Here is a 17,101-nt window from a genome sequence, read left to right on the forward strand (position 1 = left end):
CAAAGGAAACCATAATGTTAGATCAAACCATTACACAGTTACGACAACTCAAGCTCAGTGGCATGGCCAACGCACTGGTAACTCAGCAGGAGCAGCCTGGCACTTACGAGGGCCTGTCCTTCGAGGAGCGCCTGCAAATACTGGCAGATAATGAACTCAATGACCGGGAGCATCGCAAGCAACAGCGTTTATTAAAAGCGGCCAAGCTCAAAATAGCAGCCAACCCTCAAGACGTTGATTACCAGCATCCCAGAGGGCTGAAGAAATCCCTGGTGGCCAGTCTACTGCAATGTGACTGGATCAATAAAAACCAAAATCTGCTGCTGACCGGTCCTTGTGGCAGCGGAAAGACTTACATTGCCTGTGCGCTGGCTTATGCTGCCTGCATGAAAGGTTACCGGGTCAAATACTATCGACTATCCCGGTTGCTGCTGGAACTCGCACAAACAAAAGCCGATGGCAGTTACAGCAAAGCACTGCAAACACTGGCCAGGCTCGACTTGCTCATCCTTGATGACTGGGGACTGGAGCCGCTCAACGCTGCACAGCGAAATGATCTCATGGAAATAATGGATGACCGAAATGGCAGCACATCAACGGCCATCCTCAGCCAGTTGCCAACGAATCAATGGTATCAGTCCATCGGTGATAATACGTTGGCTGATGCCATTCTGGATCGGCTCATGCATAACGCCCACCGGATCACGCTGAAAGGCGAATCTTTACGGAAGCGGCAAGCCATAACTTGACTGATCGTGAACACTTGAAGTAAAAATACACCGAGCCCTATGTGTGGTTAGGTTGGGTGTTCACGATCACCAGAATCAGCGTTCACGTTCGCCAGAATACGCACAGCACCTGAACGTTGCTTCATCTCTCGCTTAAACTGCTCAATTTCCGCTGCGGCCATAGCACGAAAATTCTTATCAAGTTCTCCGGATTCGATCTGTTGGCTATCAATCAAGAGAGTATTGGGGCGCGGAAAAGGATTTCCATGCTCATCAAAGTTACGAAACAATTTCAAATGACCATTGTGTTCGAATATTTCCTCACCATCTTCGTTCGGCCTCTGCCAACCAGAAATGTATTCATAGACAAGCTTTGACGTGGATGTGTTGTTGCAGACTACGATGAATACGGGCGGGGTATCGATACCTGCACGCTCCCACTTCTCGTAAGTTTCTTCGTAGTGCTTATAGAGTGCGTGCAGAGCTGTTTTAAGCTTGTCAGGGATACCTAGTGGATCAGCAACCAGCTTTGCCTTTTTGGGCATTTCCTTGCCGATGTGTTCCCACAAGTTTCGAAAAATCGGCACGTCCGCACCGGGAATGTTGTCGGCCACCGGCACACGCGGAAGCTTGACGATGCCACATTCAATAGCGTCTATTAGAGAGAAGTCGCTGACCGTCCATGGAAAGAGTGTTCCTTCAGCCCAGCCTGACCCACTCAGGAAAAATGGTGTGGCCGATAGGTCATAAACAGCTCGAACGCCAAGCTTGCGTTTGAAGGCTTCAATCCCATTGATCCAGACACGAGCTGACTCATTTTCCTTTTTTGCCTCTTTTTTCTCATCACCCTTGAGATCTTCAATATCTTCATTTTCCGGTTTTTCCCGGTAACAATGATGAGCCTCATCATTGATAACAACGACATTTTTGAACCCCATCAGTTCTTCGGCTACACGCCTGACCATTTGCCCTTCGGACTCTTTGGTTTGAAGCGCATCACCACGCCCTTGTAGCAAAGATTTTCCTACCTTATTGGTATCCATCATCTCCCGAAGCTGAAAGGCGTGATAGTTGGTAATGACAATCTTTGCCTTGTTGATATCTTCCAGCATGTCTGCTGGAACAAGCTCATGTGATTTGTAATAACTATTCGGGTCGTTGGGTTGCAAAACACGAAGACGATCCTTAATCGTGATGCCTGGGGAAACGATTAGAAATCCACGAGTAAACAGCTTGCTTGTAGGAGAGCGAACCGCATTCACCGTCTGCCATGCCATGAGCATAGCCATAACTGTTGTCTTGCCCGCACCGGTCGCCATCTTCAAAGCGAGTCGGATCAGCTCCGGATTGGCCTGCTCGTTAGCTCCCTGAATATGGTTCCAGAAGTGCTTGTATGTTTTTTGTTTTCGAGCAACTTCGGTGAGCCAAATGACCGTCTCAACCGCCTCAATCTGGCAGAAAAATGGGCGAATACCTTGAAAATCATGGTGTCGCCAATGTTGCAGAAGACGTGCAGTAGCTGGTGTCACACCCCAGTCTGTCTGACTCGGCAATCTGCGCCAATCCGCCACGCGTGAGCGTATTTCATTGATGATCGGCGTTGGATTGTATTCTTGTTCTTTGGTAGAAATACCGTCGTCAGAATGCAAGTCCAATGTCGTCTGTTTAGAAATGGATTTGTTTCGGCGCTTTTTGGGTTTTGGAACTGGCGTAATCAGCTCCGACCTTCGGCGACCGGAAATCGGGGGATTGTCTGTGGGCTGGCCATCTTCATCCAGCGCATGGTGCAAGGCTGGTTCCTCATAGGGCGAATTCAGTATCGGCTGTTCGTAAAACGTCCCCGCCATTTGATGTAGCCTCCCTTTTGCTTTCTTTATTATAAACGCTTCGCGTTTACGTTCGCCTCAGCCATGCTCTTCTTTGTTGCCAGCAGCCGTTCGTACTCTTCAACACTCATGACAACCACGACTGCCCGACCATGCTTTTCGACAGTGACTGGTTCAGCCCGAGCCGTATCAAGGAGCCGCCCAAATCCGTTTTTGGCGTCTTTCGCAGACATGGATTTCATAGCGCACACTCTAAAGTAGCCATTTGAGCCATAATGGCCAAAATTAGAGCGTGACGCAACGGCTAAAGCGAGTATGTGCAATTATCTCTTAGGAGCTGGCTCAGAGGACGAGCCTAGGAACCTGAAAGGCTGGAACTTGTGGCAAATAACCTCAAATCCCTTTTCATAGACTCATTGGGACACCTGCGATATTTCACGAAGCCCTTCTTGCCACAAAGTTGCCACAAGCTGAGCCAGACCGATTCAGACAATCGCGGATTCCTGCTGGTTACAAAGGGCTAGCTATTTGTGGCAAAAACGGCTCCAAAAGGCCGTTTCTTGTCGTAACATATTGCTAAGTGATTGTTTTAATTGATGGAGCGGGTGAACGGGATCGAACCGTCATAACTAGCTTGGAAGGCTACTTTTTATCCCAGTTATTCTGCGGCTTGCAGAGAATTTGCCACAAATTTGCCACAAGAAATATTGAGCATATCAGCTGCAAGCTCTTCTGCGATCAGTTTTTTCTCTTCCTCTCGCCCCTTTAAGAAATGGCCGTAAACATTCAAAGTCACCTCAATCTTTGAATGCCCCATCGTGTCTTGAATAAACTTTAGGTCTTTGCCTTTCTCGATGAGCTTGGATGCGAAATAGTGTCTTAGAACATAAGGTGTGTATTTCGGACGGGAGACTTCCTGTCCATTGACCATCGTCGATTTCATCAGGTCAGCTTCCTTCAATAGAGGCAACCAGGCCCCGGCCCGAAAGTTACCAAGATTAAGCGGCTTGCCTGTCTCTGTTGGGAAAACTAGACCAAGCTTGGAGGATGGACACCTCTGGTGCCAATCAAAAATCATCTCCGTAACTAATTTTGGCAGAAAGATAGTACGTCGGCCTGCCCTCGACTTTACTGGTCCGATTATCCCGGTCTTGTCTGCCCGCTGGCGTACTTCGACACGATCCTCAAATAGGCTATTCCATGGAAGTCCACGATACTCTGACGGTCTCATACCAGTGAATCCGGCCAGATAAATCATGGGGCGATAACGAGCCCAGCACTTTTCCATGAAATCATTTTTATTACCCATGACGTCGGCAGCAGCAAAAATATCGCGCATCTCCTGATCGGATGGGATTTCTACTTCACCATCATCAGCCTCATAGCGTCCCCCACTTTTGATGCTGATACCTGCTGCAGGATCATTCAGAATATGCCCCTGGTGCTTCATTTCAATAAGAACAGAATGGAGTGATGACAACGTACGCCTTGCCTGATCACGTGTTTTATTTTGGAGAAGCCAGTTTCGAAAATGTACGATATCCGCAGACCCCAATTCCTGAAGAGACTTCGGCCAATCATATTCCTGCATAATACGACCGCGATGATGATATTCTTTGAGGGTTTCCGGCTCAACTTTCTCACGGCCATCCCGGCCAATTTTCTCACAGATATCCAGCCATAATTGAACTGCCGCTGACACACTCGTAATTTCTGTAGATACCTTACCCTGAAGGGCTCCAAGGTTTTCGGTAAACGCCCGCGCCTCCTTGAGCGTATTGAAGGTAGCGAATGAGTAGCATGATTTATTTGAGTTACTTGGGTATCGAACCTGATATGTGGTTCCCTTTTTTCCTACCCGTTTCCTAATGTCTGCCATAACTATCTATAGAGCAATTACTCCCTTCCAATCAATAAAAATTTTCCGGAATCTAACGTTTCACACTATTTTCCGCATCGACCTGAAGTTGTCGGTAAATATCGACCAACGTGCCCTTCTCGATCTTGAGCTTCTTCTCAATGGGATCGACAAAGAAAGGCAATTTACGTTTCCCCTGAGCATCCATCTCGGATGCCCGTTTGATCTGACGGGGAGAGAGTTCTACACCCATTTCCCCCAGTACCTGACGGGCCTGTTCCAAATTGATATAGCAAGGTATTTTCAAGGAGTTATTCACCTCCTTTCAGATATGGTTTGGGGAACATTCCTACAGCTTGTAGTCCATAGCCGCCGATTTGTAGGGGCCATCACTGTAAACCTTGTCAATGCGTCGTCCTGACCGATCCACCGGTTCAACATCATCGCCGAACCCATTGGTTGGATTGATATAAAGTGTTGCGCCACGTGTATGACGAACAGCATATTCCGCTTCGACTTCATTAAGTTTTTCGACGATAGCCTGGCAAATTTCCAGGATCGTCATCTCACCTCGGATTTTGATTTGCATGGTATTGGACCGCTCCTTTCCACTTACCGGGAGCCAGCGAGACGTTTCGATACGTCCTGTATTTATCTTAAGGCCGTAGCACTTAATACTTTCCTAAGAATCGATAAAATGCCGTGAACATCTCAGGCAGCCTGCCCCTGCGGTCAGCATCGCCCCCTCGATCAGTCCATCCCCCCTCAATTTTCACAAGCGTTCAGCCATTCTTCTGGCAAGCGCACCATCCTCCTTGTTTTTGCCATATCACCCCTTTCGCCCACGCGGACCTTTGCCGTCCATGCGAGCGTGAATCCGGGAGCCAACGGAAAGGCTCCGATGGGCGGGGCCTCTTTGAACTAAACAAGGAGGAAAAAGATGCGCAAAGTCATTACGCCATCAGAACTTCACACCAAAAACGAAAATGAGCTGTCAGCACTGTTCCGAAAAGTCTCACAAGACCTGACCGGCACAAAAGCAGGCTCAGCTGAGCGGCGCAACGCTCTCGCCAGTCTGGAAAACATCCAGCGCGCGCGGGCATGCCGCCAAACACTTCGACCCAAGCCACCCGGCTTTTAGGTTGGAGCCCTTACTGAAGCCGGTCTCATATCCGGGACCGGCTTCTTTTTCTGCCTACCTGCGAGGAAGGCGAGAGGAGCGCCGAGCTAAGCATGTGCGATTGTAATCAGCATGGACACGCACGCACGCCTTTTACCCCGATTTATCCGGATGCGCGACGCTCCGACCTATCTGGGCATGGACCGGAGCCGATTCAATGCGGAAGTGCGCCCCTACATCACTGAAATTCCGCTGGGAACCCAGTCCATTGCCTTTGACCGACTTGATCTTGATGCCTGGGCAGACGATTTTAAGAACCGCAACGGGCGTCGTCCGAAGGCCTCTGAACTGGAGGACGACCTATGTCGAAACGTAACCGTATGCCGGGGCTCCGCCTCAAAGGCGAAATCTGGCACATCGAAAAGCGTTGTGAGTACTGCCAAGGCGGCTGGCTCCGTGAAAGCACGGGAGCGGCTAGCCGCTCTGAGGCAGAGAAGTACCTGATCCGCCGATTGGCGGATATTGAAGGAGAAGCCCGGCGGAAGGTAGAGGGCATTTACACCTTTGAGGAAGCAGCCATGCGCTACCTCGAGGAAATTGCTCAAAAGCCATCTGCCGACACTATGGCGATGCACCTGGATCAGCTCTTTCCATTCATTGGATCGAATGTGTTGGAACAGGTCCATGACGGCACGCTGAAACGCTTTGTTGATCATGAAACGAAACGGGGTAAAGCCCCGAAATCGATCAACAATGCGATTGGCGTGGTGTCTGCTGTGTTGAACCGCGCAGCACGGGTTTGGCGGGATGAGAATGGAACGCCCTGGCTAAGGCAGGCTCCCCCTAGACTTAGCCGGTTGCCGACAAAAGGTCGGCAGTCCAGTCCCTATCCGCTCTCTTGGACGGAACAGGACAAGCTGTTCAAGGCCCTGCCTCGTCATCTCGCTGATGCGGCGCTGTATGCCGTCAATACGGGATGCCGGGAACAGGAAGTCTGCCAGCTCCGCTGGGAATGGGAAGTGGCCGTTCCAGATTTGAAGACCTCTGTCTTCATTCTGCCGGACACGATCACCAAAACCAGCACAGAGCGGGTCGTGGTGCTAAACACAGTGGCAAGCCGGGTTATTGAGGCCCGGCGCGGGATACACCCGGACTATGTGTTCACATACAAGGGAAGCCCGGTAAGAAAGCTTCACTCAAGTGCATGGAATCGGGCATGGAAAGCCACAGGACTGCCGCTGGAAAAAGGCATCCTGAAGGGGGTGCATAACTTGCGCCATACCTTCGGGCGGCGTCTCAGAGGGGCTGGTGTGCCGCTAGAGACACGCAAGGCCCTTTTGGGGCATGCCAATGGGGATATCACAACCCATTACTCAGCGGCGGAGCTGAGCGAGCTGCTAAATGCTGTCGAAAAGATCGTTGATCGCGGCATCTCTCAAACCCCGACCCTAACAGTGGTCAGACGGAAAAAGGAGCTTGTCGGAAAACTGTCGGAAAAAGAAAAAGGGTCAGCAGTTGTTTAACCGCTAACCCTTTGATTTCCCGAAGGAATATGGCGCGCCCGGAAGGATTCGAACCTCCGACCACCTGGTTCGTAGCCAGGTACTCTATCCAGCTGAGCTACGGGCGCGTAGCTTTTTGGAGCGCGAATTCTGCTGAATCCGCGCTCTTTTGTCAACACAAAACCGCCTTTTCAGCCAGTATTTGTCTGTATGGCGGAGAGAGAGGGATTTGAACCCTCGATGGAGCTATAAACCCCATACTCCCTTAGCAGGGGAGCGCCTTCAGCCGCTCGGCCATCTCTCCAAATTCCGTGCATTTGCTCAGTGGCCCTAGGGCCATAAGGGAGCACGCTGTGTGGGACTAACGTCCCCCACCCCTTCGGGTCAGTGCCATTTAGGCATCCCATAAAACCGAAACGGATTGTACCGATTTCTCTTCCTACAAACAAAAAAAACTTCGGCAAATGCCGAAGTTTTTTTGTGCGGTATTAAAACCGCCCCGCGAACCTGCTTTACTCTTCTGCAGCACCCTGCTGTTCAGCCTGCTCGCGCTTGATCCGTTCGTATATCTCTTCACGATGCACGGTCACATCACGCGGAGCATTTACGCCAATACGAACCTGGTTACCTTTTACACCCAACACGGTAACCGTTACTTCATCGCCAATCATAAGAGTTTCGCCAACACGGCGAGTCAAGATCAACATAATCCAATCTCCCTGTTTTCCTTCTTACCTGCTGCCAGACTAACCTAAATGTGTCCGAAACTGCCGACAGCGCTTACCAACCAAGCCAGCTACTATGATGTAACTGACGTACCTATACTAACAATAGGTTAGACCAGAAAAAAGTCCAATAGATCCTTATAGTTGGAGTTCAAGAAGGTTTTAGGAATGTAGTGATTATGCAACGCCCTCCGACTCCAAACCAAATGCCTCATGTAGCGTCCTTACCCCAAGTTCGAGGTATTTCTCGTCTATCACAACTGAAATCTTGATTTCGGATGTAGAGATCATTCGTATGTTGATACCCTCTTTAGCCAGTGCCCCGAACATTTCACTGGCAATACCTGCGTGAGACCGCATGCCCACGCCGACCAGTGAAATCTTGACTACGGAGTCATCGTTCAAAACGTCCTGCGCCTTCAAAGACTCAGCCACCCCCTGCAGGATCTCTTTGGCCTGAGTGAAATCATTTCTGTGGACTGTAAATGTGAAGTCAGTTGTCGCTTCATCAGCTGCAATATTCTGCACGATCATATCGACTTCGATGTTGGCATCTGAAATCGGACCCAGTATTTTATGGGCCACACCGGGCTGGTCGGGCACGCCCAGAACCGTCAGCTTTGCCTCGTCGCGATTAAACGCAATACCGGAGATCTTTGCCGCTTCCACATTATCTTCCTCAAAGGTTATCAGGGTACCTTCACCCTCTTCAAAGCTAGAAAGAACCCGCAAGGGTACATTGTATTTTCCAGCAAACTCGACCGCGCGGATCTGCAGTACCTTCGAACCCAGACTGGCCATCTCCAGCATCTCTTCGAAAGTAATACGTTCCAGTCGGCGGGCCTTGGGTTCAATTCTTGGATCAGTCGTATAGACGCCGTCAACATCAGTGTAGATCTGGCACTCATCGGCCTTAAGTGCAGCAGCCATCGCAACTGCGGTGGTGTCGGACCCACCACGACCCAATGTCGTGATATTACCTTGATCATCCACGCCCTGAAATCCGGCAATCACAACCACGTGACCGGCATCAAGATCAGTTTTCACCCGGGCGCCATCGATATCCTTGATTCGCGCCTTGCTGTGTGCCTCATCTGTAAGGATTTGAACCTGGCCGCCGGTATAGGATCGAGCTCGGCAATCCACTTTATGCAGTGCCATGCAGAGCAGTGCGATGGTCACCTGTTCACCAGTGGAGACAAGGACATCCATCTCGCGGGGTGAGGGGGCTTCTTCGATCTCGTCTGCCAAACCAATCAGGCGATTGGTTTCTCCAGACATTGCAGAGACCACAACTACAATCTGATCACCGCGCTCAGCTTTGCTCTTAATCTTTCCGGCTACAGCCTGGATTCTTTCAATTGTACCGACAGAGGTACCGCCATATTTCTGGACAATCAGCGCCATATCTTAACTAGAGTATACTTTGTGGAGTTGGCGTTACAGGGGGTACCCGCAACGGGAAAGGGCGTAATTAAACACGAAAATCCCCTGGGTGAAAACCCACAGAAATCAAACGCCAGTCTTCTCACGCACCCAATTTTCGACCTGGGCCAATGCATCCGGCAGCGATTCAGGATTATTACCACCGGCCTGAGCCATATCGGGACGCCCTCCGCCCTTGCCACCAACCTGCTCTGCTACCATCCTGATCAGATCACCAGCCTTCATCTTTCCGGTCAGATCCTTTGTGACGCCAGCGACCAGGGAGACCTTCACCCCGCTCACAGTCGCCAGCACGATAACAGCTGAACCCAATTTGTTCTTCAGCTGATCCATAGTGTCACGCAGGGACTTTGGATCGGCACCCTCAAGCTTGGCTGCAAGCACTTTCACCCCCCCGACTTCAATGGCACCTGAGGCCAGATCACTACCAGCTGCACTCGCCAACTTGGCCTTGAGCTGCTCCAGCTCTTTCTCCAGTTTACGGTTGCGATCCAGGATATTTATGACCTTTTCTTCGATATCGTCGCGTCCTGATTTGACCAAGTCGGCCAGACGCTGAACCCGCTCCTCATCCGCCTCAATCCATTCGAGCGCACGCTGACCGGTGACACCTTCGATGCGTCGTACGCCGGCGGCGATACCGCTTTCGGAGGTAATCTTGCACAAACCGATATCACCCACCGCGTTGGCATGGATGCCGCCACACAATTCCGTGGAGAAATCCCCCATATTCAGTACCCGAACCTCGTCGGTATATTTCTCGCCAAATAGCGCCTTGGCACCGCTCTCGCGCGCATCATCAAGAGACATGATCTGCGTCTCGACGGGGTGATTACGGCGGATCTGTTCATTGACCATCTGTTCAATCTCCTGCAACTGCTCGCGGGAGATCGGTTCAAAATGGGAGAAGTCAAAGCGCAGCCTCTCCGCATCAACCAGAGACCCCTTCTGTGCAACATGTTCACCCAGTACGGTATGCAGCGCCGAATGCAGCAAGTGCGTGGCTGAGTGGTTAAGCGCTGTCGCCTGGCGGGTAAAATCGTTGACCTGAGCGTTGACGGTATCGCCAATACGCAATTCACCCTCCTCCAGTTTACCAATGTGGGCAAACACACTACCAGCCTGCTTGCGGGTGTCATCCACCTCGAACAAGACACCGTTGGCCTCGAGCACTCCCTGATCTCCCACCTGTCCACCAGACTCAGCATAGAATGGGGTCTGATCAAGAATGACCATTCCGGATTCACCCTGCGCGAGAGACTCGACGGGCTCTCCATCGCGCACCAGTGCTACAACACTGCCCTCATCTTCCAGTTGTCCATAGCCAGTGAAGAGAGTCTCCGCATCCAGGCTAAGACTAAACTCCTGGTTAACTCCGAACTGGCTGGCGGCCCGGGCGCGCTCCCGTTGGGCCTCCATCTCACGACTGAAGCCATCCATGTCGAGGGTCAGACCCCGCTCTCGGGCAATATCGGCGGTAAGATCAGCAGGGAAGCCATAAGTATCGTAAAGCTTGAAGACTGTCTCGCCGGGAATCACTGTGCTGTCGAGCCCGGCAATCACCTCTTCGAGGATCTTCATGCCTTGCTCAAGGGTTTCGGCGAAACGCTCCTCCTCTTGTTTCAGGACGCGTTTTACCTGATCTGCAGCCTGAACCAGTTCCGGGTAGCTCTCGCCCATCTCTTTTACCAGCGGGTCGACCAGCTGAAAGAAAAAGGGATCGTTCTTACCCAGCATATAACCATGACGAATCGCACGCCGAATGATACGGCGTACCACAAAGCCGCGCCCTTCGTTGGAGGGCATTACCCCATCCACCACCAAAAAAGCGCAGGAGCGGATATGGTCGGCAATCACCCGCAAGGATTTCTCTTCCAGATCGTTGCAGTCGGTAACCTCACCGGCGGCCTTGATCAGGCTGGTGAATAGGTCAATTTCATAGTTGCTGTGAACGTGCTGCAGCACAGCCGCCAGCCGCTCCAGTCCCATGCCGGTATCCACGGACGGCTTAGGGAGCGGAGTCATGTTGCCATCGGCATCCCGGTTGTACTGCATGAATACCAGGTTCCAGATCTCAATATATCGGTCGCCGTCCTCTTCGGGCGTACCGGGCGGGCCACCCCAGACATCCTCCCCGTGATCGTAGAAGATCTCCGAGCAGGGGCCGCAGGGGCCAGTATCCCCCATCGACCAGAAGTTATCGCTTTCGTAACGCTTGCCGGGCTTGTCGCCGATACGGGTGAAACTGGCGGGATTAATACCGACCTCATTGAGCCAGATGTCCGCCGCCTCTTCATCCTCATCGTAGATGGTGACCCAGAGCTTTTCTGCAGGCAGACCGAGGGTTACCGTAAGGAACTCCCAGGCATATTTGATAGCATCCCGCTTGAAGTAGTCTCCAAAGCTGAAGTTACCCAGCATCTCGAAGAAGGTGTGGTGACGTGCGGTGTAACCGACATTTTCCAGGTCGTTGTGTTTGCCGCCGGCGCGAACACAGCGCTGGGAGCTGGTAGCACGAACATAATTGCGCTTTTCACGCCCAAGAAAGACATCTTTGAACTGCACCATACCCGCATTGGTAAAAAGCAGGGTCGGGTCGTTCATGGGTACCAATGGACTGCTGGCTACCACCTCGTGGCCGTGTTCAGCAAAATAGTCCAGGAAGGCCTTACGGATATCAGCGCTACTTTTCATTTCGGACAAGCAAAATCACCTGAAAAAACAGCCCCTCAAGATACCAGAAAGCAGACCAAAACACCCGCTTCCGTAAATTTTTTCTGCTCCTAAAAAACATAGCAAAGCTGACACTCTTCAGACGGCAACTCGCAAGGAAGCAGCCACTGAAGATATTAATGTACAGTCAACCGGTTTAGCCCTGCCCCGTCAGTTCATTCAACGCAGGATAAACCACGCGCATTATGCCGATGGTGCGTGCGGCGAACCCTACGAAAGGGCAATACCCTCAAACGATCCCGATGATATTCATGCCTCAAAAATAGCACATGACACATTTATCATAGTGTTATATATCAATATATTATAAGAATTAATTAATGCATTTTCTTACAATTTAAATTGCTTAAACCCCTGAATTCCAGCTAACTTAGACACCCAGAAAATCCCAACAAAGTTCAATCAAAATCAAATAGGAACTGTCGAATCAGCTCACCTGGAAAACCCCGGTATTCCAGAAAGCGCGCGCGCCGGGACAGCTCCTTTCGATCCTGAGCCTGCTCAGAACCATATTTGCGGTCGTGTACTACTTTCAGCAGTTCCTGCCACTCACCGGAATAAATCTCCAAAAAGCCGGCAATCATGGCATCTTCAATGCCACGCTCCCTCAGTTCACGACGAATGCGCACCGGTCCACTGCCTCGGCCGACACGCCATTCGATGTAGGACTCAGTAAATCGCGCATCACTCAGCAGCCCGGTACTCTCCAAGCCGTCGAGCACGACTTCGATAACGTCAACATCAAAGCCACGCCCAAGCAGTTTAGTGCGCAACTGTCGGCGGGAATGCTCTCGTGCAGCCAGCAGGCGAGCCGCTACTGCTTCGATCTCATTCTTGTCCGAAGGGTCGTTCAGGCTTTGGCCTCAACCACTTTCATTTCCGTTTCCTGCTCTTGCGGCAACAGCTCGGTGCGGATGCGTTCCTCAATATGCTCGGCAATGTCCGGGTTGTCCTTCAGAAACTGGCGTACATTCTCCTTGCCCTGGCCAATGCGGTCACCATTATAGCTATACCAGGCTCCTGCCTTGTCAATAATGTTCTGCTTGACCCCCAGGTCGATGATCTCCCCTTCATGGGAGATACCCTCACCATAGAGGATCTCGAAATTTGCCAGCTTGAATGGGGGCGCCACCTTATTTTTCACCACCTTGACCTTGGTGTCGTTACCGACTATCTCGTCACCCTTTTTGATGGCGCCGATGCGACGGATATCGAGACGCACAGACGAGTAGAACTTGAGGGCGTTACCGCCAGTGGTGGTCTCCGGGCTGCCAAACATGACACCGATCTTCATACGGATCTGGTTGATGAAGATCACCAGACAGTTGGTACGCTTGATATTGGCGGTAAGCTTCCGCAGGGCCTGTGACATCAAACGGGCCTGCAGGCCGACGTGGGTATCGCCCATCTCACCTTCTATCTCAGCCTTCGGCGTCAAAGCAGCCACCGAGTCCACCACCACCACATCGACGGCGCCGGAGCGTACCAGCATGTCTGAGATCTCCAACGCCTGCTCGCCGGTATCTGGCTGGGAAACCAACAGTTCGTCAACATTGACGCCCAGTTTTCCCGCATAGTCTGGATCAAGAGCGTGCTCAGCATCAATAAAGGCGCAGGTTCCGCCCTGTTTCTGGGCCTCCGCCACCACCTGCAGGGTCAGCGTGGTCTTGCCGGAGGATTCCGGGCCGTAGATCTCGACTACACGTCCCTTGGGCAATCCGCCCACACCCAGTGCAATATCCAGATTGAGCGAACCCGTGGAGATCACACCAATATCACGAATGGCGCTGGCATCCCCCATACGCATGACAGAGCCTTTGCCAAACTGTTTCTCGATCTGCCCCAGGGCCGCGCTGAGTGCTTTTGTGCGATTGTCGTCCATCCGGATTAACCTCTGTAGTGTTGTTCTGTAAGTACTGTACATTCATACAGTACTTTTTGGAAGTAAAATTATCACACAGGTGCAGGCTCAAATCGTGAGTCCGTGGGATAAGTGCCTCTCAAGGGATTTAAATCCCTCTCTGCAATCGAGATGAGATAAACTCTTTCATCCAGAGTCTGCCGAGTTTATCGCTCCCATCGGCCAGCGTCCGATGATCCGGTAACGGGATGGTGTATCGGGGCCATTACCGGATGCCGCCAGCACAAACTCCCGCGCCTCCCATTCGATGGTTGGCTCAAGCAGGCCTAACTCGCCACCGCGCATCTTGCGCAGCAGGGTGACATGAGGTCTGTAGGTTCTCCGTTCAGCTTCAAAACCACAGGTTTGTAATCCCTGCTTGAGTTCAGCGACCAGATCACTCAAAGCATCCGGTATCGTCTCCGGCCCACACCAGAGAATCCGCGGCCGGGACCAATATCCTATTCGATTCAGCGCCAGGGAGAAGCCCTCGACATCGACTGCATCCGCCACCGATTTTACACAAGGCAGTTGCTGCTCCGTCACTTTCCCCAAAAATACCAAGGTCATATGCAGGTCATCAGGATGGTGCTGTCGCCCCCCCGCTTCACCGAACTGACGGCCGACCCGTACCAACCGGCCCCGCACCTTTCGATCCGGCCAAAGCCCAAAGAAAAGACGTTGATCAGCCATTCGCCGCAAGTACCTCAATCAACTGTTCAAGGGCATAAAACACCGATTGGAGACGCACCGCCTCCCGATCCCCGGAAAAGTGTTCACGCTTCACAGCCGGCTCCTGCGAACGCAGTTGCCAGGAGAAACAGACAGTGCCCACAGGCTTTTCTGCAGATCCACCGCTCGGCCCCGCGATACCACTGATGGCAATCGCAACGTCTGCGCGGCTATGGACAAGCGCCCCGTTCGTCATGGCAGCGGCGACCTGTTCACTAACGGCGCCCCACTGTCCGATGGTAGACACATCGACGCCAAGCATCTCCTGCTTGGCTGCATTGCTGTAAGTAACAAAACCACGATCGAACCAGGCACTGCTTCCAGGAATATCGGTCAGCGCCTTCGCCACCCAACCTCCAGTGCAAGATTCTGCCAGAACCAGGGTAAAACCGTGCTGCTGGAGGGACATGCCGACATCATCGGCAAGTAAAGCCAGTTTCAGATCATTCTCAGAAGTCATATTTCCCTCTGCCGGTTTAGCGCTAAATCACAACAGCACATATATCGTAACCTGCTTGGAGCAGATGCGTCGAAAATGGAGTGACGCAGGATATTCGATTGCCGGTTTAATAGTAAACTATGCGATTACATAGTGGCGCAGCAGACGAAGGCTGGTACAGGCATGACCGCGAAAGGTGCAGACGACAATATGGTTCATCCCCAGGCATCACTCACTTTTTCTTACCCGAATGATTATCAACCCTTGTGCGACCGTCTGGGCCTCGATCAAGGCTTACCCTACACGGAACATTGGTCGGCCGGAGCTGACTTTTTGGACTTGGTCGTTGAGCACTGTCTGCGGGAGAAGCCTTCTGTCGTGTTGGAGTGCAGCAGTGGCTTGAGCACGCTGCTGCTGGCACGCTGTTGCCAGTTAAATGGCAACGGCCATGTCTGGAGCCTTGAAAATGGCGAAGAGTACGCACAGTCCACGCAAGCTGCCCTGAACCTCTACAGCCTGGATAACATGGCGACAGTTCTGCACGCACCACTGGTAGACACCAAAATTGGTGGTCGGGAATTTCAATGGTACATGCTCTCCGACCTATCCGTACCAGAGATCGATATGCTGGTGATCGACGGCCCTCCAGGCTTTATCCAGAAGCACTCCCGTTACCCGGCACTGCCGTTGTTGATGAAAAGACTGAATAGCCATTGCACCGTCTATCTGGACGATGCGGCGCGGGCGGATGAGCGGGAACTGGTCGCTCAGTGGCAGGCGGATTACCCGCCTGTCCAGCACAGTTTTATTGAAACGGAGCGTGGCTGCTCCCTGCTGTCTATCGACAAACGATAGAGTTACCAGTGCCGGATGCTGCCCCACTTCAGCAGCATTCAGCTACTGGACGGGTTGTGTCGCACATCGAATTCCGCCAGTGCTTTCTCCAATTCCCCCTCAGCGCCAATGACTTTCCAGAAGAGAGAGAAATCAGCTTTGGCCGATTCGAGCCGAACATTTATCTTATTGTGTTTGTCCTTGAGAAATAGTGCGATATTGCTCTCCACCGTTTCGATATAATCATGCGCCAATGCTTCGGCACTATAGTCAGGCTCCATGTTCTGCAGGATGCCCTCTCGATAGGCGCGCATGATGCCGAAATCGATACGCCTGGAAAAACTTTGCGCTGTCTCATTCCAATTGCGACTCAGATGTACATAGAACGCATCGTCCCCATACAGCGCATCCAGTCGACCCAGATACCAGGATAGGCGGTTGTCCGCTTCGATATGCCGGGATGGATAGGCCAGCCGCTGCTCGCCGATAAGATGACCTCGGGATTCATGGGCCGCAGTGTAGTTGCGGATGTACTTGCAGGCCTCGATCCAGGTGGTGGAGCCACAGCGACCAGTATTGAGGATAAAAACATTCATGGTGTTTTCCGAGCCGGATGAGGGTCTGGCATTTCCGGTGATCATAAACCAATCAAATCAGATCATCACGAAATGGCGCATGAATAATAGAGGGAGCCACCTGACGGCACCCCTCAATTCAGGTTAGACTCTCCCGACCTGGATCACGAACAGATACCAAATATGACACAACACACAATTCATTATGAACACCGTCCCTCTGCGATGAAGTTGGAAATTACCGGTGTTTTTGACTGGCCAACTTGGGAAAAAGAGGTGTCCACATTCGAGTGGACCTATGACAAGAGCGAAACCTGCTATTTCCTGCGCGGCAAGGTCATAGTAACGCCGGAGGGCGGTGAGCCCCAGGAGTTTGGACGCGGTGATCTGGTAACCTTTCCTGCCGGAATGCAGTGCACCTGGCAGATTCTCAAGGACGTGGAGAAGCATTATAGCTTTGGATGACAGGTGACAGGTGACAGGTGACAGGTGACAGGTGACAGGTGACAGGTGACAGCAAGATTATTGCGGTAACTATTCGGGTCAGGAGGAAGCTGTCATATTTTTTTTCCGTCCTCGCAGAATGACCTCCTCCCATGGGAGGGGAATCAGTCAATCCCGACACCTGTCACCCGAAACCTGTAACCTTATCCCCCAAGACAATTTAAGGCTCCAACCCAGCT

At 51.8% G+C, this 17,101-nt stretch carries 18 protein-coding genes and 2 tRNA genes; 5 read left to right on the top strand and 15 right to left on the bottom strand.

Annotated elements, in window-relative coordinates:
- The first annotated feature begins 11 nt into the window (after window positions 1-11).
- The gene (locus HPY30_01025) at window positions 12-749 is read left to right on the top strand and encodes an ATP-binding protein (GenBank protein ID QYZ67855.1); all 738 of its coding nucleotides are present in this window, start codon (window positions 12-14) and stop codon (window positions 747-749) included.
- A gap of 47 nt (window positions 750-796) precedes the next feature.
- Here the strand turns inward: HPY30_01025 and HPY30_01030 are convergent, their stop codons facing one another.
- From HPY30_01030 to HPY30_01050, 5 genes are all read right to left on the bottom strand, one after another.
- Complete coding sequence (locus tag HPY30_01030) at window positions 797-2,575, bottom strand: DEAD/DEAH box helicase family protein (GenBank protein QYZ64695.1); 1,779 nt, start codon at window positions 2,573-2,575, stop codon at window positions 797-799.
- A 29-nt stretch (window positions 2,576-2,604) separates the two neighbouring features.
- A complete protein-coding gene (locus HPY30_01035) occupies window positions 2,605-2,796 on the bottom strand; it encodes a type II toxin-antitoxin system Phd/YefM family antitoxin (GenBank protein QYZ64696.1) in 192 nt (63 codons plus the stop codon).
- 416 nt (window positions 2,797-3,212) lie between these two features.
- Window positions 3,213-4,433, bottom strand: coding sequence for a site-specific integrase (locus tag HPY30_01040; GenBank protein ID QYZ64697.1), 1,221 nt, complete (start codon window positions 4,431-4,433; stop codon window positions 3,213-3,215).
- Between the two features lie 52 nt (window positions 4,434-4,485).
- Window positions 4,486-4,719, bottom strand: a complete 234-nt coding sequence (locus tag HPY30_01045) for a hypothetical protein (protein QYZ64698.1) — start codon at window positions 4,717-4,719, stop codon at window positions 4,486-4,488.
- 42 nt (window positions 4,720-4,761) lie between these two features.
- Window positions 4,762-4,977 carry a hypothetical protein gene (locus HPY30_01050; protein QYZ67856.1) on the bottom strand — a complete coding sequence of 72 codons (216 nt, stop codon included), beginning with the start codon at window positions 4,975-4,977 and terminating at the stop codon, window positions 4,762-4,764.
- A 375-nt stretch (window positions 4,978-5,352) separates the two neighbouring features.
- Between HPY30_01050 and HPY30_01055 the strand changes: the two genes are divergently transcribed.
- Window positions 5,353-5,553 carry a hypothetical protein gene (locus tag HPY30_01055; protein QYZ64699.1) on the top strand — a complete coding sequence of 67 codons (201 nt, stop codon included), beginning with the start codon at window positions 5,353-5,355 and terminating at the stop codon, window positions 5,551-5,553.
- Between the two features lie 341 nt (window positions 5,554-5,894).
- The gene (locus tag HPY30_01060) at window positions 5,895-7,055 is read left to right on the top strand and encodes a tyrosine-type recombinase/integrase (protein ID QYZ64700.1); all 1,161 of its coding nucleotides are present in this window, start codon (window positions 5,895-5,897) and stop codon (window positions 7,053-7,055) included.
- A 30-nt stretch (window positions 7,056-7,085) separates the two neighbouring features.
- On the opposite strand, the gene HPY30_01065 is transcribed toward HPY30_01060, so the two are convergent.
- From HPY30_01065 to pncC, 9 genes are all read right to left on the bottom strand, one after another.
- Window positions 7,086-7,162, bottom strand: a tRNA-Arg gene (locus HPY30_01065).
- 83 nt (window positions 7,163-7,245) lie between these two features.
- Window positions 7,246-7,338, bottom strand: a tRNA-Ser gene (locus HPY30_01070).
- A 208-nt stretch (window positions 7,339-7,546) separates the two neighbouring features.
- A complete protein-coding gene (gene csrA / locus HPY30_01075; GenBank protein QYZ64701.1) occupies window positions 7,547-7,741 on the bottom strand; it encodes a carbon storage regulator CsrA in 195 nt (64 codons plus the stop codon).
- A 195-nt stretch (window positions 7,742-7,936) separates the two neighbouring features.
- Window positions 7,937-9,166, bottom strand: a complete 1,230-nt coding sequence (locus HPY30_01080) for an aspartate kinase (protein QYZ64702.1) — start codon at window positions 9,164-9,166, stop codon at window positions 7,937-7,939.
- Between the two features lie 105 nt (window positions 9,167-9,271).
- Window positions 9,272-11,899 (bottom strand): alanine--tRNA ligase, encoded by a 2,628-nt coding sequence (gene alaS, locus HPY30_01085; protein QYZ67857.1) that lies wholly within the window; start codon window positions 11,897-11,899, stop codon window positions 9,272-9,274.
- A 437-nt stretch (window positions 11,900-12,336) separates the two neighbouring features.
- Complete coding sequence (locus HPY30_01090; GenBank protein ID QYZ67858.1) at window positions 12,337-12,744, bottom strand: regulatory protein RecX; 408 nt, start codon at window positions 12,742-12,744, stop codon at window positions 12,337-12,339.
- Between the two features lie 44 nt (window positions 12,745-12,788).
- Window positions 12,789-13,820, bottom strand: a complete 1,032-nt coding sequence (recA, locus tag HPY30_01095; protein QYZ64703.1) for a recombinase RecA — start codon at window positions 13,818-13,820, stop codon at window positions 12,789-12,791.
- Window positions 13,821-13,985: 165 nt separating this feature from the next.
- Window positions 13,986-14,531: an RNA 2',3'-cyclic phosphodiesterase gene (gene thpR / locus HPY30_01100; protein QYZ64704.1), complete on the bottom strand. Its 546-nt coding sequence runs from the start codon at window positions 14,529-14,531 to the stop codon at window positions 13,986-13,988.
- Window positions 14,524-15,030: a nicotinamide-nucleotide amidase gene (pncC, locus tag HPY30_01105; GenBank protein ID QYZ64705.1), complete on the bottom strand. Its 507-nt coding sequence runs from the start codon at window positions 15,028-15,030 to the stop codon at window positions 14,524-14,526. Before pncC ends, thpR begins: the two co-directional genes overlap by 8 nt.
- 162 nt (window positions 15,031-15,192) lie before the next feature.
- On the opposite strand from pncC, the gene HPY30_01110 reads away from it, so the two are divergent.
- On the top strand, window positions 15,193-15,864 hold the full coding sequence (locus HPY30_01110) for a class I SAM-dependent methyltransferase (GenBank protein ID QYZ64706.1): 672 nt from the start codon (window positions 15,193-15,195) through the stop codon (window positions 15,862-15,864).
- Window positions 15,865-15,902: 38 nt separating this feature from the next.
- On the opposite strand, the gene HPY30_01115 is transcribed toward HPY30_01110, so the two are convergent.
- On the bottom strand, window positions 15,903-16,439 hold the full coding sequence (locus HPY30_01115) for a hypothetical protein (protein QYZ64707.1): 537 nt from the start codon (window positions 16,437-16,439) through the stop codon (window positions 15,903-15,905).
- A gap of 162 nt (window positions 16,440-16,601) precedes the next feature.
- Here HPY30_01115 and HPY30_01120 point away from each other — a divergent pair, with 162 nt between their 5' ends.
- On the top strand, window positions 16,602-16,883 hold the full coding sequence (locus HPY30_01120; GenBank protein QYZ64708.1) for a cupin domain-containing protein: 282 nt from the start codon (window positions 16,602-16,604) through the stop codon (window positions 16,881-16,883).
- Window positions 16,884-17,101: the final 218 nt, after the last annotated feature.

Source organism: Gammaproteobacteria bacterium (ex Lamellibrachia satsuma) (genome assembly GCA_019623805.1).
Taxonomy (GTDB): domain Bacteria; phylum Pseudomonadota; class Gammaproteobacteria; order Chromatiales; family Chromatiaceae; genus QGON01.